Here is an 18764-nt window from a genome sequence, read left to right as displayed (position 1 = left end):
GAGGCTGTCGGGGGGCGCGGCTAGCGTCCCGGGGCATGGCGCTCCACGTCCACCGCGCCGAACGGGCGGACACCCTCGCGGAGGCGCTGGCGGCCGTCCTCGTCACGCCGCCGCAGGACCCGTTCGCCCCCGACGTGGTGGCCGTGCCCACCCGCGGCGTCGAACGGTGGCTCGCGCAGCGGCTCTCCCACCACCTCGGTGCGGGCGCGGGCGAGGACGGGGTCTGCGCCAACGTGCGCTTCCCGTCACCCCGGGAGCTCGTGCGCCGGGCCCGGGGCCTCGCCGACGACGGGGCGTGGCGGCCCGAGCGGCTCGTGTGGCCGTTGCTCGAGACGATCGACTCCTGCGCGGGCGAACCCTGGCTCGCGCCGCTGGACACCTACCTGGGGGTCGTCGGCGACACCACCGGCACCCGGGCCGGCCGGCGCTTCGCCGCCGCCCGCCACCTCGCGCGGCTCCTCGACGCCTACGCGGAGGACCGGCCCGCCATGGTGCGGGACTGGGCGGCGAAGGACGACACCGACGTCCCCGCCGACCTGCGCTGGCAGTCCGAGCTGTTCCGGCGGCTGCGCGAGCGGCTGGGCGAGCCGAATCCGGCCGAGACGCTGCCCGCCGCGGTGGCCGGGGCCGACCTGCCCGCCCGCGTCTCGGTGTTCGGGCCGACGCGGCTGTCCACCACCGAGCTCGCCGTCCTGGGCGCACTCGGCGCCGACCGCGAGGTCCACCTCTGGCTGCCGCACCCCTCGCCCGCCCTGTGGGACGCGGTGCGGGGGCACGGGCCGGTCGTGCGTCGCCGCGAGGACCCGACGGCCGACGTGGCCGCCCACCCGCTGCTGCGCTCGCTGGCCCGCGACGCCCGCGAGCTGCAGCTCCGGCTGCCGGCCGACGCGCTCGAGGTGCACCACCCGTCGTCGGGGCGGCCCCCGGGCACGCTGCTCGAGCAGCTGCAGGACGACCTGCGCCACGACCGTGCGCCGGCCGGGGTCGCGCTGCCGCCCGACGAGAGCGTGGTCGTGCACTCCTGCCACGGGCCCGACCGGCAGGTCGAGGTGCTCCGCGAGGCCGTCCTGGGCCTGCTCGCGGACGACCCGACGCTGGAGCCGCGGGACGTCGTCGTCATGTGCCCGGACGTCGAGACGTTCGCGCCGCTGATCACGGCGGCCTTCGGCGGGGACGACACCGGCACCGCGCACCCGGGACACCGCCTGCAGGTCCGCGTGGCCGACCGCGCGCTCACGCAGGTCAACCCCGTGCTCGGGGTCCTCGGCACGGTGCTCGACCTCGCCGACGCCCGGCTCACCCGCAGCGAGCTGCTCGACCTCGCCGAGAGCGAGCCCGTGCGCCGGCGCTTCCGCCTCGACGCGGACGACCTCGAACGGCTGCGCGTCCTCGCCGACCGCGCCGGCGTGCGCTGGGGGCTCGACCGCGCGCACCGCGCGGACTACAAGCTCGGGCGGGTCGGCGAGAACACCTGGGAGGCGGGGCTCGACCGGCTGCTCGTCGGGGTCGCGATGTCCGGCGACGAGCAGGTCTGGCTCGACTCCGCCCTGCCGCTCGACGAGGTCGACTCCCGCGACGCCGACCTGGTCGGACGCCTCGCCGAGCTGGTCGACCGGGTCGGCGAGGTGCTCGGACGGATGCGCGGCGGCGCCGACGGCGGGCAGCCGCTCGGGGCCTGGCTCGACGCGCTGGGGTGGGCGCTCGACGCACTCACCGCCACCGTCCCGGCGGACGTCTGGCAGCTCACCCAGGCCCGCGCCGTCCTCGCCGAGGTCCGCGACACCGCGTCCGCCGCCGACCCGCCGGTGCTGACCCTGCACGACGTCCGCGCCGTGCTGTCCGACCACCTCGCCGGCCGCCCGACCCGCGCGAACTTCCGCACGGGCACGCTGACGGTGGCCACGCTCCTGCCGATGCGCAGCGTCCCGCACCGCGTCGTGTGCCTCCTCGGTCTCGACGACCAGGTCTTCCCCCGCGAGCGCGCCACCGACGGCGACGACGTCCTGGCCCGTGACCCGCACGTGGGCGAGCGGGACGCCGGGGCGGAGGACCGCCAGCTGTTCCTCGACGCCGTCCTCGCGGCCACCGAGCGGCTCGTCGTCGTGCACTCCGGGGCCGACGAGCGCACGGGCGCCCCGCGGCCCCCGTCGGTGCCGGTCGGCGAGCTGCTCGACACCCTCGACGCGACGGCCACCGTCGGCGGTCGCCCCGCGCGCGAGCACGTCGTGCGCCGCCACCCCCTGCAGCCGTTCGCCCCGCGGAACTTCCGGACGACGGCCGGCGGACGCCCGTTCAGCTTCGACGCCGGCGCCCTCGACGGCGCCCGCTCGCTCGTGACCGGCCGCCGGACGCGCCCGGTGTTCCTCGAGGGGCCGCTCCCGCCGCGGGCGGCGCCCGAGGTGGACCTCGCCGACCTCGTGAAGTTCGTCGAGCACCCCGTGCGCGCCTTCCTGCGCCAGCGGCTCTCCCTGGTCGCGCGGGGCGAGGAGGACGAGCCCGACGAGGCCCTGCCCGTCGCCCCCGACCAGCTCGCCACCTGGGGGATCGGGGACCGACTGCTCACCGACCGGCTCGCGGGCCACGACGTCACGGCCTGCATGGAGGCCGAGCGGCGCCGCGGGACGCTGCCGCCGGGCGCGCTCGGGGTGGCCCTGCTGCGCCGGGTCGGTCGGCAGGCCGAGGCGATCAAGGTCGCCGCGGAGCCGCTGTGGGCGGAGCCCGCGCGCGACCTCACGGTCGCGGTCGCGCTCGACGACGGCCCCACCGTCGTCGGGACGGTGTCCGGGGTCCGCGGGTCGACGCTCGCCTCGGTGAGCTTCTCCCGCCTCGCGCCGAAGCACCGCGCGGTCGCGTGGGTGCAGCTGCTCGCCCTGGCCGCCGCGCACCCCGATCAACGGTGGTCGGCCGCCACCATCGGCAAGGGCGGACGGGACGAACCGACGGCGCGGGCCGACGTCCCGGGGATCGACCCCGCACACGCCCGCGCGGTCCTCGCCGACCTCGTGGCGTTGCGCGCCGAGGGGCTGCGGGAGCCGCTGCCGCTGTTCGCGAAGGTCTCCGAGCGCTACGTCGCCGACCGGCCCCGCCGGACCACGAAGCAGGCGTTCGACACGGCGCGCCGCGAGTGGTCGTCGCGTTGGGGTGAGGCGAACGACCCGCCGCACGTGCTGGTCTGGGGCCGCGACCGGACCCTCGACGACGTGGCCGGCCCCGCCGGGGACGTCGAGTCGACCCGGTTCGGGGAGCTGGCGGTGCGGTTCTGGAAGCCGCTGCGCGAGGCCGAGACGGGGCGGGAGGAGCACTACCGATGACCGAGACGGCCGTCCCCGTCCGTCCCTTCGACGTCCTCGGCGAGCTCCCCGAGGGCACCACCGTGCTGGAGGCCAGCGCCGGGACCGGGAAGACCTACACGATCGCGGCCCTGGCGGTGCGCTTCGTCGCCGAGGGGCGGACGACGCTCGACCAGCTCATGCTCGTCACCTTCGGCCGCGAGGCCACCCGCGAGCTGCGGGAGCGGGTCCGGGAGCGGTTCGTCGCCGTGGAACGGGCGTTGCGGACCGACGCGGTCCCGACCGACCCGGTGACCGCCCTGATCGTGGGCGTCGACCCCGCGGAGCGCGCCCGGCGGCGGCGCCGACTGGCCCACGCGCTTGCCCACTTCGACACCGCGACGATCGCCACCACCCACCAGTTCTGCCAGGACATGCTGGCCGGGCTCGGGGTCGCGGGGGACACCGACGCCGACGCGGTGTTCGTCGAGTCGATCGACGACGTGGTGTCCGAGGTCGTCGACGACTTCTACGTCCGCGCCTACGCCCCCGAGTCCGCGGGCCCGCCGCCCTTCGACCGCGCGACGGCCCTCGTGCTCGGCCGGGCCGCGATCGGCGACCCGACGGCGCGGCTCGCCCCGGCCCCGGGCGAGGCCACCGGCCCCGCCGACGCCCGCGCGCGCTTCGCCGCGGCCGTGCGCACGGAGGTCGAGCGACGCAAGCGCAGCCGACGCCTCTTCACCTTCGACGACATGCTGACGCGGCTGCACGCCGCGCTGACCGACACGGTCCTCGGCGATGCGGCCCGCGCGCGGCTGCGGGAGCGCTACCGCGTCGTGCTGGTCGACGAGTTCCAGGACACCGACCCGATGCAGTGGGAGATCCTGCGGGTGGCCTTCCAGGGACACTCCCGGCTCACCGTGATCGGCGACCCTAAGCAGGCCATCTACGCGTTCCGCGGCGCCGACGTCGTCAGCTACCTCGCCGCCGCCGACTCCGCCGACGCACGGGCCACCCTGGCGGTGAACCACCGCAGTGACGCGGGCCTGCTCTCCGCGCTCGACCGGGTCTTCGCCGGGGCGGCCCTCGGCGACGAGCGGATCGTCGTCCGGCCGGTCGGCGCCGCCCACCCCGCGCCGCGGCTCGCCGGCACCCCGGCCGACACCCCGTTCCGGCTCCGGGTGCTGCCCCGGGCCGGGCTGCGGGCGAACTGGAAGACCGGCCTGCCCGAGATCGGGCCGGTGCGGGAGGCGGTCGTCGCCGACCTCGTCGCCGACCTGACCGCGCTGCTCGCCGCCGACTCCACCTGGGACGGCCGGTCCCTCGGGCCCGGGGACGTCGCGGTCCTGGTGCGCACCAACGCCCAGGCCGACCAGGTCCGCGACGCCCTCGCGGAGGTCGGGGTGCCCGCGGTGCTGGCCGGGGCGGCGAGCGTCTTCTCGACGACGGCGGCACGCGAGTGGCTCGCGCTGCTGGAGGCCCTCGAGCAGCCCGGCCGGACCACCCGGGTGCGCGCGGCGGCGCTCACGTGCTTCGTCGGCACCCGAGCGGCGGATCTCGACACCGACGGGTGGGAGGGGGAGGTCGCCCAGCTCGCGGAGGTGGGCGAGAACCTGCGCCGGTGGGCCGCGGTCCTGCGCGACCGCGGGGTCGCGGCGCTGCTCGAGGCCGTGTCCACCACCACCGACCTCACCCGCCGGGTGCTGGGCACGGTGGGCGGCGAGCGGCTGCTCACCGACGTGCGCCACGTCGGGCAGGTGCTGCACGCGCAGGCCTCGGCCGGGCGGCTCGGGGTCGTCGCGATCACCGAGTGGCTGCGGCTCCGGATCGTGGAGGCCGAGCAGCGGCGCGCGGACGCGCGGCCGGAGCGGACCCGTCGGCTGGAATCGGACGCGGACGCGGTGCAGATCCTCACCGTCCACAAGTGCAAGGGCCTTGAGTTCCCGGTGGTCTACGTGCCGTTCGGCTGGGACCGCTGGATCCGGGACACCCCCGAGGAGGTGCTCCACCACGACGAGGCGGGGCGTCGGGTCCGCGCGGTCGGCGGCCCCTCCGAGGGCGCGGCCTGGGGCGAGCACTGCCGGGCGCACCGCCACGAGGACGACGGCGAGGACCTGCGGCTGCTCTACGTGGCGCTCACCCGGGCCCGGAGCCAGGTCGTCGCGTGGTGGGCGCCGTCCACGCACACGGCGGCGTCCGCGCTGAACCGCCTCCTGCGCAGCCCGGGACGCGGACCCGGCCGGGAGCCGGACCCCATGGTGACGCTGGCCGACGACGCCGCGGTACTCGACGAGCTCACCACGCTCGCGGGCCCCGACCTCGCCGTCGAACCCGTGGAGCGGCGTCCGCCGGTGCCCTACGTGCCCGGGGCCGAGGAGCACGGCACCCTGCGCGTCGCGCGCTTCGACCGCGAGCTCGACCTCGCGTGGCGGCGGTCGTCGTACTCCTCGCTGACCGCCGACGCCCACGCCGCGCACGCCGCCGAGACGGCGACCTCCGAGCCGGAGGAGGCGGCGCTGACCGACGAGGCCGACCTGGAGGTCACCGCCGCGTCGGCGCCGGGGTTGCCCTCGCCGATGGCCGACCTGCCCGTCGGCGCGGCGTTCGGCGTGCTCGTGCACACCGTGCTGGAGACGGTCGACACGTCCACGGGGGAGTACGGGCCCGCGCTCGTCGAGGCGGCGGCCGAGGCCGTCGCCCACCGGCCGGTCGCGGGCGTCGGGGCGGCCGAGCTGGCCGCGGCGCTCGAGCCGGTGCTGCGGACGCCGGTGGGCACGGCGTCGTCCGGGCCCTGGACCTACGGCGACGTGACCCCCGCCGACCGGCTGGCGGAACTCGACTTCGAGCTGCCGCTCGCCGGCGGCGACCGCCCGTCGTCGACCACGGTCACCCTCGGCGGCGCCGCCGCCCTGCTCCGCGCCCATCTGCCCGCCGACGACCCGCTGGCCGACTACGCCGACGTCCTCGAGGGACTCTCCGGGCAGGTGCTGCGGGGCTACCTGACCGGCAGCATCGACGCGGTGCTGCGCGACCCCGACGGCCGCTTCGTGATCGTCGACCACAAGACGAACTGGCTCGGGCCGGTGTCGACGACGGGCGTGCCCGACCCGCTGACCACCGCGCACTACGGCCCCGAGCAGATGCGCAGCGCGATGATCCGGGCGCACTACCCGCTGCAGGCGATGCTCTACGGGGTCGCGCTGCACCGCTTCCTGCGCTGGCGGGTGCGCGGCTACGACCCGGAGCGGCACCTCGGCGGCGTCGCCTACCTGTTCCTGCGGGGCATGTGCGGCCCCGACACGCCGGTGGTCGACGGCACCACGAGCGGTGTGTTCCGGTGGTCGCCGCCCGCGGCGCTGGTGGTCGCCCTGTCCGATCTGCTGGCGGGAGGGACGGCATGACGGTGGACCTGTCGGCCGAGGAGGGCGTGCGCCACGCGGTGCGGGCCACCGGGCTGCTCGCGACCTTCACCGACCGCGGCGTGCTCGCCCCGTCCGACGCGGCGGTCGCCCGGCGGCTCGGCCGGCTCGGCGGCGAGGACGACGACGAGGTCCTGCTCGCGGCGGCCCTCACCGTCCGGGCGCTGCGCAGCGGCTCGGTGTGCCTGGAACTGGCCGACGTCGACCGGGTCGTCCTCACCGACGACGGCACCCTCGACGACACCTCCGACCTGCCCTGGCCCGCCGACCCGGGCGCCTGGGCGGCGCGGCTCGCGGCGAGCCCGCTCACCCGCACCGGCGGGCCGCTGCGGCTCGACGACGGGCTGCTGTGGCTCGACCGCTACCGGCGCCAGGAGGACGAGGTCCACGCGAGTCTCACGGCGCGCGCGACCGCACCGGGACCCGATGTCGACCCCGAACGGCTGCGCGCCGCCCTCGACCGGCTCTTCGTGGGCGCCGCGCCCGACGACCACCAGCGGCTCGCGTGCGCCGTCGCGACCCTGCGCTGGACCGCCGTGATCGCGGGCGGCCCGGGCACCGGCAAGACGACGACGGTGTCCCGGCTGCTCGCGGTGCTGCGCGACCAGGACCCGCACTGCCGCATCGCGCTCGCGGCGCCGACCGGCAAGGCGGCGGCCCGGCTCGGGGAGGCGGTGGCGGCCGAGGCGCTGCCCGCCGCCGACCGCGGCCGTGTCGGGGAGGTGACCGCCTCGACGATCCACCGTCTGCTGGGGGCGAAGGCGAACACCTCGTCGCGCTTCCAGCACGACCGGCACCGGCGGCTGCCGCACGACGTGGTCATCGTCGACGAGACCTCGATGGTGTCGTTGACGCTGATGGCGCGGCTGCTCGAGGCGGTCCGCGACGACGCCCGGGTGGTGTTCGTCGGCGACCCCGACCAGCTCGCGCCGGTCGAGGCGGGCGCCGTGCTGGGCGACCTCGTCACGGCTCCCGAGCTCGGCGGGCACCGACCCGACCCGGCCGAGCTCGACGCGGTCGGCTGCAGCGCCCGCCCCGGCGCGAACGGGGTCGTGCGGCTCGACCGGAACTACCGCAACAACGCCGACATCGCCGCCCTCGCCCTCGCGATCCGCCAGGGCGACGCCGACCGGGCGCTGGCGTGCCTGCGCGGGGCCGACTCGCTGGAGTTCGTCGAGTCGGCCGACCTCACCGACCGGGAGCCCGCCGGGCTGGAGGGGCTGCGCGAGGAGGTCGTCGGCGGGGCCCGGGAGGTGGCGACCGCCGCGCGGGCGGGCGACGCCCGGCAGGCCCTGTTCGCCGGCGAGGAGCACCGGTTGCTGTGCGCGCACCGCCGCGGGCCCTACGGCGTCACCCGGTGGGCGGCGCAGGTGGAGCGGTGGCTCGACGAGGACGGCGGGGTCGACGCGGACCGCGAGGACGGGGCCGTGTGGTGGCCCGGGCGGCCGCTGCTGATCACCGAGAACGACTACGACCTGGGGCTCTACAACGGCGACACGGGCGTCATCGTGGCGCGCGGGTCCCGGACGGTGGCCGTGTTCAGCCGGGGCGACGTGCCGCTGGAGCGGGTGCCCGCCCTGCTCGGGGACGTCAGCACCGTCCACGCCATGACCGTCCACCGGGCGCAGGGCAGCCAGTACACGAAGGTGACGGTGCTGCTCCCTCCACCGGAGTCACCGCTGCTCACCCGCGAGCTGCTCTACACCGCGGTCACCCGCGCGCGGGACCGCGTGCGGGTGGTCGGGTCGGCGGAGTCGGTGCGCGCCGCGGTGGGGCGACCGATCTCACGGGCGTCGGGCTTCGCACGTCGCCGGTGACCGGACGGGGCGGGCCGGGTATAAGAGCAGCCATGGACCCCGCCCTCGCCCGGAACCCTGCGGCAGCACCCGACACGTCGCCGGAGAAGCAGAGCGAGCTGAAGCTCAACGTCGGGATCGGCATCATCGGCACGATCCTGTCGCTGTTCAGCGCGATCATCTTCTTCACGCCCGTCGACGAGCCGATCCTGTCGATCATCTTCCTGGTGGTGACGATCGTGTCCGCCGCCGTGACGTTCCGCTTCTACGGGCGGCTGAAGAAGGCGCGCGCGAACTCCTCCGGCGCGGGGCACTGAGGCCGGAGCCTCTCCTCAGACGACGACGAGGCCGAGGGCCCGGCAGACCGCCGCGGCCTGGGCCTCGCTGATGATCGCCCCGCGCAGCGTGCGCGGGGAGTCGTCGGAGAGCCCGCCGAGGTCGGCTCCGCGCAGGTCGGCGCCGACCAGGCGGGTGTGGCCGAGGTCGACGTCGCGCAGGACGCAGTCGACGAGCACGGCGTCCCGGAGGTCGGCCCCGCGCAGGTCGGCCTCGGAGAGGTCCACGCCGCGCAGCCGGACGCCGCGCCAGACGACGTCCTGCAGGTTGGCCAGGCCGAGGCTGCAGCCGTCGAGGCGGTAGGACACGGCGAGCCCGCGCAGCCCCGACAGGTCGGCGCCGATCATGCGGCACTCCGTGAAGCGGGTCTCGGTGAGCAGGGCCCCGGTGAGCCGGATGCCGGAGAGGTCGACCGACTCGAACACCGCGTCGGTGAGGTCCGCGTCGACGAGGATCGCCCCGGCCAGCGAGCCGCTGCGCACCGTGACGCCGTCGAGGGTCGCGCCCCGCAGGTCGGCCCCCGGGAGTCGGCACTGCTCGAGGGTGACCCCCGACAGATCGAGCCCGTGCAGGTCCGGCTCCTCGGCCACGACGTCCCGCACGGTCCCGCCCGCCGCGAGCAGCGCCCGCACCTCCGCCCCGGTCATCTCCGTCACGCCGGCCATGGTCCCCCGGGCACGTGCCGTCGTGTCCGCGAGGTCCACGTGGGGCAGGGCCGGGGCGCGCACGTCCTGCGTGGTGTGGACCTCGCAACGCCGGCATCGGACGCCCGGCCGCCCCGACCCGCGAGATGTACACAGGGCAGGTTCCCGGCGCGCGGATCCTGCCTGGTGTGGACCTCGCGCCGAGGGTGGCCGCCCGCGGCCCGCGCTCCACCTCGCGAGGTGTACACGGGGCAGCTTCCCGGCCCGCGGATCCTGCGTGGTGTGCCTCTCGCGCCGGGGGCGGCCGAGCGCGGGGCGGCCCTAGCGGTAACCCCGGTAGCCGGCCCAGGCGAGGCGACGGCCGCGGCGGGGGTCGGACTCGATGCGGTCGTGGGCGTCGATGATCCGGGTGAGCCGGTCCTCGGCCGAGTACCGCGGCCAGTGCGAGGCGGGCGCCCCGGTGCGGGCGAACGTCGTCCAGTCCCGCTGCACGCTCCGCGACACGAGGCGCAGCGCACGGCGCCCGCCGAGCATCGTCAGGACCCGGCCCGCCCGCGAGCTCGCCAGGCCGAACACCGTGTACAGCTCGGAGCCGTGCGTCGCGCGCAGGCCGAGCAGCCGCAGCAGGCGCGGCGCGAGGTCGTAGCGGTACGCGTAGACGGCGTTCCCGGCCGCGCTGTGTCCCTCCATCACCTGGACCGACGGGTACCAGAACAGGTAGTCGCCGCCGAGGTCCTTGCGGTGCGGCGTCCCGCGGTAGGCCGCGAGGACCTGGTCGCGCAGCTCGGGCTGCGTCGCGGCGAACACGGCCTCGGCGCGCTCGTCGGACACGAGCAGGTCCAGGCGCAGGCCGGGCAGCTCGAACAGGCGGCCCTCGGTGTCGTTGGTCCCGATGATCAGCGGGACCGGGTGGGCGCCGCCGGCGGCGAACACGTCGAGCGGCGCCTCGGGCAGCAGGTCCCCGTCGACGGTGGGCGCGGTGAGCAGGACGCCCGGGGTGTCGTCCGCGGCGTGGCGGAACCGTCGGGCGGCGTGCAGGAGTTCGTCGGTCGAGGCCGCGTCGAGGAGCTCCACGGGCTCGCCGGACCGCCCGAGCACGTGCTCGAGCTCGGTGACGAAGCGCCGGCCCCACCCGGTGGCCCGCTCGCGGGAGTAGGCGACGCCGGGGGCGGAGCTCTGCGCGATGGCCCGGTGGAACAGGCCCCGCGCCCGCGGCACCGTCATGAGGGTGGTCACCGAGATCGCGCCCGCGGACTCACCGAAGATCGTGACGTCGTCGGGATCGCCCCCGAAGGCCGCGATGTTGTCGCGGACCCACTCGAGCGCGGCGATCTGGTCGCGCAGGCCGAGGTTGGACTCGATCGGCCGGTCCGCGGTGCCGAGGGCGGAGAAGTCGAGGTACCCGAGCGCCCCCAGCCGGTAGTTGACGCTCACGAAGACCACGTCGCCGTGCTCGACGAGGCCGTAGCCGCGGTAGGTGGAGGCGGACGCGGCGCCGACCACGAAGGCGCCGCCGTAGAACCACACCATCACCGGGCGGGGACGGTCGGCGGGCGTGGCGGGGGCGACGACGTTGAGGGTCAGGCAGTCCTCGCCCATCGGGGTCTGCTTCCCGGCGCCCAGGAACTCCCCGGTCCGTTCCTGGGGCGGGACCGGTCCGAAGCGCGACGCGTCGCGCACGCCCTCCCACGGCGCGGGCGGCTCGGGGGCGCGCCACCGGCGCGGGCCCACCGGCGGTGCCGCATAGGGGATGCCCCGCCACGTGACCACGGCACCGCGAGCGCGTCCCCGCAGCGCGCCCGTCGTCGTGACCACCTCGGCATCGGTACGCGTGCGTTCCACCTCGCCCACTCTGCCACTCGTGGTCACCCCCCGACGGCGCTCCCCGCTCGGCCGTACGCGAGAACACGAAGAGTGACACCATCAGGTGGGATGCGCCCGATCAGTGGGGCGTGTCGGCTTGTCAAGCCCCAGAATCGCGAACGTGGAGGCGGAGGTCGCGGCAGCGCTGTGGCAGGTCGAGGCTGCCTTCGTCGCGCACCCCGCCCGGGACGTCCTCGAGAGCTGCACCCCGCGCCAGGGCCCGGTGGTCCTGGCGGAGGCCGACCCGCTGTCGCTCGCCCTCGGACTGGGCACCACGATCGGCGCCCCGGACGACGTCCGCGCGCTCACGCCCTGGCTGCTGCGGGCGGTCGTCACCGACGACCGCGTCGACCTGCACTCGGTCCTCTCCCGGATCGCGGTGTTCTGGGACGACTGGACGACCGCCGAGCGCACCGCGGTGCGCGACTTCGTCGACACCCTCTGGGTCGCGCTGCTCGACCGGCATCCCGGGCCGCACCCGGATCTGCCCGTGGCCACCGCCACCTCCTTCCTCGACGACGCCTCCGGGCTCGGCGACGGTCCGGGGCGCCTGCTCGGCATCTGGGAGTACAAGGACACCGCGAGCGCGGACCACCACCTCGCGGAGCTCGTCATCGACGCGCACTACGGCGCCCGGGTCGACCCGGTGGTCGTGGCGTGGACGCGGGCGCGCGTGCAGCGCGAGCGCCTCGACCGGGCGGCCCGGCGGGACCGCGACGAGCCGTGGGCGGGCGCGTTGGGAGCGGCGCTCGACCTCCTCGCGGTCGACCCGAATTAGCGACACCCTTTTCCGGACATTCCACGCCCGGTGACCGCCGAGCGTGGTCGACATCCCAGGTCGAGGGGGCCGGCGACCCCCCACATCGGTCGCGACGGGCGCGGGTCACGGTCTCTCTACGTGACCCGCAGGAGCCGTCCGAGCACGGAGCGGCGACCTGTTGACGCCTTCCGGTGACGGAGGGTCACACGTGGGACGCAACGGTCGTTGACCTGCCGACGCCGCACCCCGGAGCGGCAGCTCCCCACGACACGACCGTTCAGGAGACTCCCCATGATCACGAAGCTCGGTATCGCGGGCGTCGGCGTGGCCGCCGGCCTCGTCGCGCTCGCGCCGTTCGCGTCCGCCACCGAGTCGCACGGCGGCCCGCAGGGCGGCGCCGGCTCCTCGACCTGCTCGGTCGCCGGCGGCTCCGCCGTCGCGAACAACGCCGGTGGTGGCGGCGGGCTGATCGACGCCGTCGTCCAGGCGCCGGTCGGCGGGCTCAACGCCGCCAACATCGTCTGCAACCGCATCCTCAACGACAACATCTCCGACAACGTCGTCGACGTGTCGGTCCTGGGTGACGGCCTCGACCTCCTCGGCCTGCTCGGCCTCTGACCCGCGACCACCCGGAAGGACACGTCATGCAGCTCCGCAAGCCCGCCGTGATCACCCTCGGCGTCACCGCCGGCCTCGTCGCCCTCGCGCCGTTCGCCTCGGCCCACCAGTCCCACCACGACGGCGACCGTCCCGCCCCGGCCCCGAGCTCCACCTGCTCGGCGCAGGGCGGCACCGCGACCGCCGCCAACGGCGGCGAGGGCGGCGGCCTGCTGGCGAACGTCGTCGCGCAGGCCCCGATCGGCGGCGCCAACGTCGGCAACATCCTGTGCAACTCGATCCTGAACGACAACCTCAGCCGGAACCTGGTCCTCCTCGACCTGCTCTGAGCCCCGAGACCGTTCCGTCGACGGCCCGGCCACCGCACGGTGGCCGGGCCGTCGGCGTCCGGGGGCACGGTTGATCCCCTGATCGGGACGTTTGCCGGACGGAGATCCACTCGCCGACGTTGCTCTGCGTGGACAGGCCACCCGATGTGCTGACCCGGACAGCTCCTCGATCCGGTGACGCAGATGGCACGACCTGAGCCGGCAGTGAGGCCGAACGACACCTTTTCGCCACGGTTGCAGCAGTGCACAACGCCTTCCGGTGACCTGTAGTCACGTTTTCTGCACAGTCCCGTTTCCTCTGGTGACGCCGCCGACCCGGCGGTACCCACCCGTGACGCTCCCCAGGAGAAAACGTGATCACCAAGTTCGGCATCGTCGGTGTCGGCGTGCTGGCAGGCCTCGCGGCCGTCGCCCCGCTGGCCTCCGCCTCCGAGTCGCACGGCGACCACCACGGCCACGGCGGCCACGGTGGCCACGCCTCCTCGACCTGCTCGGTCGCGGGTGGCGAGGCCGGCGCCGCCAACACGATCAACGGCGACGCCCTGGCGAACGTCGTCGCGCAGGCCCCGATCGGTGGCGCGAACGTCCTCAACCTGACCTGCAACGAGATCCTGAACGACAACCTGAACGGCAACTCGCTCGCCGTGAGCATCCTGGGCACCGAGCTGCCCGGCCTCCCCTTCTGACCCCCTGCTGACGCGCGCGGAGACACCATGAACACGACCAAGATCGCCGCGGTCCTGCTGGGCGCCGGCGCCGGCCTCATCGGCGGAGCGCCCCTCGCGTTCGCCGGCGACATGCCGAGCCACGACAGCGGGGACCAGGGCAGCCACAGCAGCCACGGCCACCACAGCGGCCACGGTGACCACCACGGGCGTGGCGGCGGGGACACCTGCTCGGTCACGGGCGGCAGCGCCGGCGCCGGGAACACCGTCAACGGTGACGCCCTGCTCGGGAACATCATCGCCCAGGCGCCGGTCGGCGGGCTCAACGCCGCCAACCTGACCTGCAACTCGGTGCTGAACCACAACGTGAACGGCAACGAGCTCGGCCTGGACCTGCTCTAGTCGCGTCCTCGCTGCTCGACGGCCCGGTCACCCCTGCCCCCAGGGTGGCCGGGCCGTCGTGCGTCCGGGATCCGTGACAGGCTTGGCCGGTGGACGAGGACAGGCCACTCCCCGCGACCTGGACCGGCGACCCGCTCGTCCGTGAACTGCTGCGCCGCGGCATCGGCGGGGCGGGGCCCTGGTCGCCCGCGCGCCGCGTCGGGGACGATCACCTCGCCGAGGCCGAGGGCGACGTCGGGACCGCGATCCGTCGGCTGACCACCACCCACGTGCGGCTGGCCGCGAGCTCCGGGCTCCTCACCAGCCTCGGCGGGGCCGCCACGATGCTGCTCACCGCGCCGGCGGGCGCGACCGGCCTGTACCTCGTGTGCACCCGCCTCGCCGCCTCGATCGCGCACGTCCGCGGCCACGACCTCGACGACCCCGTGGTGCGGACCGCCGTCCTGCTCTGCGTCCTCGGCCCCGACGGCTCGGAACTCGCCGAGCACACCGGGATCGACCTGCAGGAGGTCTCGCTGTTGACCGGCCTGCGCCGGCTCCCGGTGGAGGTCCGCGAGCAGCTCGACCGGCGGATCGGCTACCGCCTCGCGAGCCGGGCCGGCCGCCGCGGGGTGCTGAACCTGACCAAGCTCATCCCGGTCGTCGCCGGACCCATCGGTGCGGGCGCCGACTCCATCACCGCCCGGTCGGTCGCGACCTACGCCGACGTCGCCTTCTGGACCCGCTCCGCGTAGAGGATCACCCACGCGGGTGGTGCGTCGCCGCACTCCTGGGGTGCATGTGGGTGACACAGTCGCTCCCGGCGCGGAACGACGGTGGAGCGGAGGACGGCGGATGTCGCGGTGGTCGGAGTCGGACGGTTCCCGACGGCGGGTGTCCCCGCCCGGGCCGCCACGTCGCCGGCTCCGGCGGATCCTGCTGGGACTGGGGGCCTTCACGGCGCTCGCGGTGGCCGCCCCCGCGGCCGTCGCGGTGACCGAGCAGGCGCCGGTCTCCGCCGCCGCCGTGTCGTCCCTGCCGGAGGCGACCCTGCCGCCGGCGGACGCGACCGACCCGTCGATCAGCCCGGTGCCCCTCGCCCCGCAGGGTCGGGACGGCACCGGCACGCAGGTCGCGCGCTCCTCGGCGCCGCTGCAGCTGGTCGCCGTCACCTGGACCGGACCGGACCCGGACACGATCTCGCTCCGGTCCACCGACGACAGCGGGGCGTGGGGCGCCTGGCTGCCGTTGGACGCGAACAGCGACGAGCGGGACGGCAGCACGGCCGCGCGCAGCGCGACCACGCCCGGTGGGACCGACCCGGTGTGGGTCGGTGAGCGCACCGCCGTCGAGGTGCGCGCGACCCGGGACGGTCGGCCCGTGACCGAGGGGCTCGCCGTGCAGCGCATCGACCCCGGCACCTCCGGCAACGACGAGGCGATCGGCGCCCGCGCCCGGGAGCGCCAGACCGCCGCCCGCGACGGCGCCCCGGTGGCACCGGCCTACGTCACGCGGGCGCAGTGGGGCGCCGACGAGCGGATGATGACCTGGCCGCCCGAGTACTCGCCCACCACGAAGGCGGTGACGATCCACCACACCGCCGAGTCGAACGACTACAGCCCCGAGCAGTCGGCCGCCATCGTCCGCGGCATCTACGCCTACCACGCCACGAAGAACGGCTGGGGGGACATCGGCTACAACGCCCTCGTCGACAAGTACGGCACGATCTACGAGGGGCGCGCCGGCGGACTCGACCGGCCCGTCGTGGCCGCGCACGCCGGCGGGTTCAACCGCGAGACGTTCGGGATCGCCATGATGGGCAACCTCTCGGACGTCGCCCCCACCCCGGCCGCGCTGACCTCGGTGGAGAAGCTGGCGGCCTGGAAGCTCGGCGGGATGTACCGGGACGCGGCCGCGAAGGTCACCCTGACCTCGAACGGCGGCGGCACCTCGAAGTACGCGAAGGGCAGGCAGGCCGAGGTCGACGCCGTCTTCGCCCACCGCGACGTCGGCAACACGGCGTGTCCGGGCAACGCCGGGTTCGCCGCGATGGACACCATCCGCGCCGAGGTGAACAAGCTGGTCGCGGCCGCGGGCACCGACGTCCGGGCCGCGTGGGCCGACCGGCCGGACCTCGGGGACCCCGGCCGGGTCGAGCAGCCGACGGCGGACGGCCGCGGACGCTTCACCGACTTCGCCCACGGCTCGGTGTACTGGTCGCCGGACACGGGCGCGCACGAGATCCGTGGGCCGATCCTCGACGCGTGGCGGACCCGCGGCGCCGACCGCTCGGACCTGGGGCTGCCCACCGGCGAGGAGTACGCGACCTCGACCGGCCGGGCCCAGGCCTTCGAGCACGGTGTGCTGCGCCTGCGCAGCGCCGGCGGTGCGGTCGACGTCACGCCCAGCTGAGCGGGCGGGCGTCCGGCGGGGGAGGATGCGCGCGTGCCCGACGACCCCGAGGACCGGACGCCGCCGCCGGACCCCCAGGGGTCGGCCGACGCCGTGACCCGGTTCGCGGCGCTCGTGGAGGCCGGCGACCCGCCCCTGGACCGGGCGGCCCTGGAGATCGCGCGGCTCGCCCGCCCCGACGCCGACGTCGCGGGGGCGCTCGCCGAGCTCGACCGTCTCGCTGCCGGCGTGACCGGGGTCGACGAGCTGGTGCTGCGCCTCTACACCGAGGAGGGCTTCGCCGGGAACCGCGAGAACTACTACGACCCGCGCAACTCCTCGCTGGTCGACGTGCTGGAGCGGCGCCTGGGCATCCCGATCACGCTCGCCGTCGTCCTGATCGAGGTGGGTCGGCGGGCCGGCCTCGACATCGAGCCGATCGGCATGCCCGGCCACTTCCTGGTGCACCCGGCGGGCTCGGCCTGGTACGTCGACCCGTTCACCGGGACCCTGCTCGACGAGGCGGACTGTCGGGCGCTGTTCGTCGCCTCGACCGGGGCGAATCCCGGCCTGCCGTTCCACCCGGACCTGCTCGTGCCCGTCACCACCGAGGCGATCCTCGTACGGATGCTGACCAACCTGCGGGTCGTGCACCGCGCGGGCGGCCGGGTCCCGGAGCTGCGCCGGGTGCTCGAGGCCCGGATGCACCTGCCCGGGGTCACGGCCGAGGAGGTCGTCGAGCTCGCCGCCACCATGGGCCGGCGCGGGGAGTACCTCGACGCCGCGCGCCTGCTCGACTCCTGGGGCGAACGGCTGCCCCGGCACGCGGCGGCGCTCGCCCGGGCCGCGCGCGTCTGGCGGGCGCACCTCAACTGACCGCGGGCACCCAGCTCCCGTGGAACCCCGCGGGGACACCGCGCGGGAGGGTGACCGCCGCGACCTGCCGGGTCACGTCGCCGGCGTCGAGCACGAGCAGCCGGGACGCCGACCCGTCCACCCGGGTCGTGATCGTCAGGAGCCACCCGTCGTCCTCGGCGGTCCCGTCGGCGGCGGGCACGAACACCGCCTCCCCGGCCGCGACCTCGGCGCCGAGCTCGTGCGCCTGCGTCTCGCCGGTGTGCACGTCGAGCTTGACCACCGCGTGCCGCCCGGTCCCGGCGGACACCGCGTAGCGGTACCGCGCGTCGCGGCCGACGAGGGCGTCGGACAGCGTCGGGAACTCCACCGGGCGCTCCGCGAGCGGGGTCTCGGTGACGGAACCCGACGTCGGGTCGAGCGTCCAGCGGTGCATCCGCGCGGCTCCGGTGGCCGCGGCCCGCGAGGCCCGGTCCCGATCGAGGGCGGTGTGGTTCGAGACCGCCCCGTCGGTGCCGGACCACATGGCGACGGCGTCCGCGGCGGCGTAGCGCGCGGCGTCCAGGACGATCCGCCCCTGCTCGTCCTCGTGCGCGGTCCCGACGTGGAAGACGTAGCAGGGCTCGACGTCGAACCACTGCACGGTCGCCGTCGGGTCGTCGTGGCGCATGATGCCGATCCGCGCACCGTAGGAGTCGTCCCAGCCGAACGGCATGCCCTGCGCGAGCCGCTCCCACGAGAAGGTCATCGGCAGGTCGAGCCAGACGACGTGGTGGGCGGTGATCGCGGCGTCGTGCATCATCGTCGGCCCCCGCACCTCCACGGGCCGGGAGACGACGAGCTCGCCGGCCGCCGAGAGCCGGTGGTAGGTCAGGAACGGCGCGACCGGCGAGTACCCGTAGAAGTGCAGCTCCCCGGTGTCCGGGTCGGTCTTGGGGTGCGCGGTCATCGCGGTGTGCAGCCGGCCGTCGAAGTCGCACGGCCCGACGGTGCCGAGGTCGCGGTCGACCTCGTAGGGGAGGCCGCCCTCGACGAGTGCGAGCAGGCGACCCGCGTGCTCGATCACGTGGGTGTTGGCCACGACCACGGAGAGGTCGACCCCGTCGGCGGTCCGGTGGGGCAGGCCCGCGAGCGCCCGGGTGCGGACCCAGCGGTTGCGGTACCACTCGGCGCGGCCGCCCCGCAGGCGGACGCCGTGGAGCATGCCGTGGCCGAGGAACCAGTGCCCGGGGTCCTCGCCCGGCAGCGGGTTCGGGCCGTTGCGCAGGTAGCGGCCGTCCAGCTCGGGGGGCAGCGTCCCCTCGACGGGCAGGTCGACGGCGTCGATCTCGTCGGGCACGGGGGCGTACTGCCCCGTGAGGTAGGTGGGGCGGGCCCCGGCGGTGGTCATCCCCCGAGCCTGCACCTGTCGCTCTCGACATGTCAATGCAGACATGTC

General features: G+C 75.7%; 15 protein-coding genes. 12 read left to right on the top strand and 3 right to left on the bottom strand.

Annotated elements, in window-relative coordinates:
* Window positions 1-35 precede the first annotated feature (35 nt).
* Genes recC through ACQPYX_RS29230 form a run of 4 tightly spaced genes read left to right on the top strand, consistent with a single transcriptional unit; the run spans window position 36 to window position 8801 of the window.
* Window positions 36-3311 (top strand): exodeoxyribonuclease V subunit gamma, encoded by a 3276-nt coding sequence (gene recC / locus ACQPYX_RS29245; protein WP_433800755.1) that lies wholly within the window; start codon window positions 36-38, stop codon window positions 3309-3311.
* The gene (locus ACQPYX_RS29240; RefSeq protein WP_433800754.1) at window positions 3308-6670 is read left to right on the top strand and encodes a UvrD-helicase domain-containing protein; all 3363 of its coding nucleotides are present in this window, start codon (window positions 3308-3310) and stop codon (window positions 6668-6670) included. Before recC ends, ACQPYX_RS29240 begins: the two co-directional genes overlap by 4 nt.
* A complete protein-coding gene (gene recD / locus ACQPYX_RS29235; RefSeq protein WP_433800753.1) occupies window positions 6667-8505 on the top strand; it encodes an exodeoxyribonuclease V subunit alpha in 1839 nt (612 codons plus the stop codon). Before ACQPYX_RS29240 ends, recD begins: the two co-directional genes overlap by 4 nt.
* A gap of 32 nt (window positions 8506-8537) precedes the next feature.
* Window positions 8538-8801 (top strand): hypothetical protein, encoded by a 264-nt coding sequence (locus ACQPYX_RS29230; protein ID WP_433800752.1) that lies wholly within the window; start codon window positions 8538-8540, stop codon window positions 8799-8801.
* A 15-nt stretch (window positions 8802-8816) separates the two neighbouring features.
* Here the strand turns inward: ACQPYX_RS29230 and ACQPYX_RS29225 are convergent, their stop codons facing one another.
* Both ACQPYX_RS29225 and ACQPYX_RS29220 read right to left on the bottom strand, forming a co-directional pair.
* Window positions 8817-9467: a pentapeptide repeat-containing protein gene (locus ACQPYX_RS29225; RefSeq protein WP_433803835.1), complete on the bottom strand. Its 651-nt coding sequence runs from the start codon at window positions 9465-9467 to the stop codon at window positions 8817-8819.
* A 318-nt stretch (window positions 9468-9785) separates the two neighbouring features.
* Window positions 9786-11306 (bottom strand): carboxylesterase/lipase family protein, encoded by a 1521-nt coding sequence (locus tag ACQPYX_RS29220; protein ID WP_433800751.1) that lies wholly within the window; start codon window positions 11304-11306, stop codon window positions 9786-9788.
* Window positions 11307-11448: 142 nt separating this feature from the next.
* Between ACQPYX_RS29220 and ACQPYX_RS29215 the strand changes: the two genes are divergently transcribed.
* The 8 genes from ACQPYX_RS29215 to ACQPYX_RS29180 all read left to right on the top strand — a co-directional run bounded on the left by ACQPYX_RS29215 (window position 11449) and on the right by ACQPYX_RS29180 (window position 17347).
* The gene (locus ACQPYX_RS29215; RefSeq protein WP_433800750.1) at window positions 11449-12105 is read left to right on the top strand and encodes a hypothetical protein; all 657 of its coding nucleotides are present in this window, start codon (window positions 11449-11451) and stop codon (window positions 12103-12105) included.
* Between the two features lie 273 nt (window positions 12106-12378).
* Window positions 12379-12705, top strand: a complete 327-nt coding sequence (locus tag ACQPYX_RS29210) for a hypothetical protein (protein WP_433800749.1) — start codon at window positions 12379-12381, stop codon at window positions 12703-12705.
* Window positions 12706-12731: 26 nt separating this feature from the next.
* Window positions 12732-13034, top strand: coding sequence for a hypothetical protein (locus tag ACQPYX_RS29205; protein WP_433800748.1), 303 nt, complete (start codon window positions 12732-12734; stop codon window positions 13032-13034).
* Between the two features lie 353 nt (window positions 13035-13387).
* Window positions 13388-13720 carry a hypothetical protein gene (locus ACQPYX_RS29200; protein ID WP_433800747.1) on the top strand — a complete coding sequence of 111 codons (333 nt, stop codon included), beginning with the start codon at window positions 13388-13390 and terminating at the stop codon, window positions 13718-13720.
* Between the two features lie 27 nt (window positions 13721-13747).
* Window positions 13748-14101 carry a hypothetical protein gene (locus tag ACQPYX_RS29195; protein ID WP_433800746.1) on the top strand — a complete coding sequence of 118 codons (354 nt, stop codon included), beginning with the start codon at window positions 13748-13750 and terminating at the stop codon, window positions 14099-14101.
* Window positions 14102-14190: 89 nt separating this feature from the next.
* Complete coding sequence (locus ACQPYX_RS29190; RefSeq protein ID WP_433800745.1) at window positions 14191-14835, top strand: hypothetical protein; 645 nt, start codon at window positions 14191-14193, stop codon at window positions 14833-14835.
* Window positions 14836-14935: 100 nt separating this feature from the next.
* Window positions 14936-16492, top strand: a complete 1557-nt coding sequence (locus ACQPYX_RS29185) for an N-acetylmuramoyl-L-alanine amidase (protein WP_433800744.1) — start codon at window positions 14936-14938, stop codon at window positions 16490-16492.
* Between the two features lie 33 nt (window positions 16493-16525).
* A complete protein-coding gene (locus ACQPYX_RS29180) occupies window positions 16526-17347 on the top strand; it encodes a SirB1 family protein (protein WP_433800743.1) in 822 nt (273 codons plus the stop codon).
* Here the strand turns inward: ACQPYX_RS29180 and ACQPYX_RS29175 are convergent.
* Entirely contained in the window at window positions 17340-18716 is a 1377-nt protein-coding gene (locus ACQPYX_RS29175) for a carotenoid oxygenase family protein (RefSeq protein WP_433800742.1), read from the bottom strand. The genes ACQPYX_RS29180 and ACQPYX_RS29175 overlap by 8 nt on opposite strands.
* Window positions 18717-18764 lie beyond the last annotated feature (48 nt).

The organism is Actinomycetospora sp. CA-084318 (assembly GCF_050955885.1).
Classification (GTDB): domain Bacteria; phylum Actinomycetota; class Actinomycetes; order Mycobacteriales; family Pseudonocardiaceae; genus Actinomycetospora.
The sequence above is the reverse complement of the archived record's forward strand: the minus strand, read 5'-3'. Positions and strand labels throughout refer to the sequence as shown.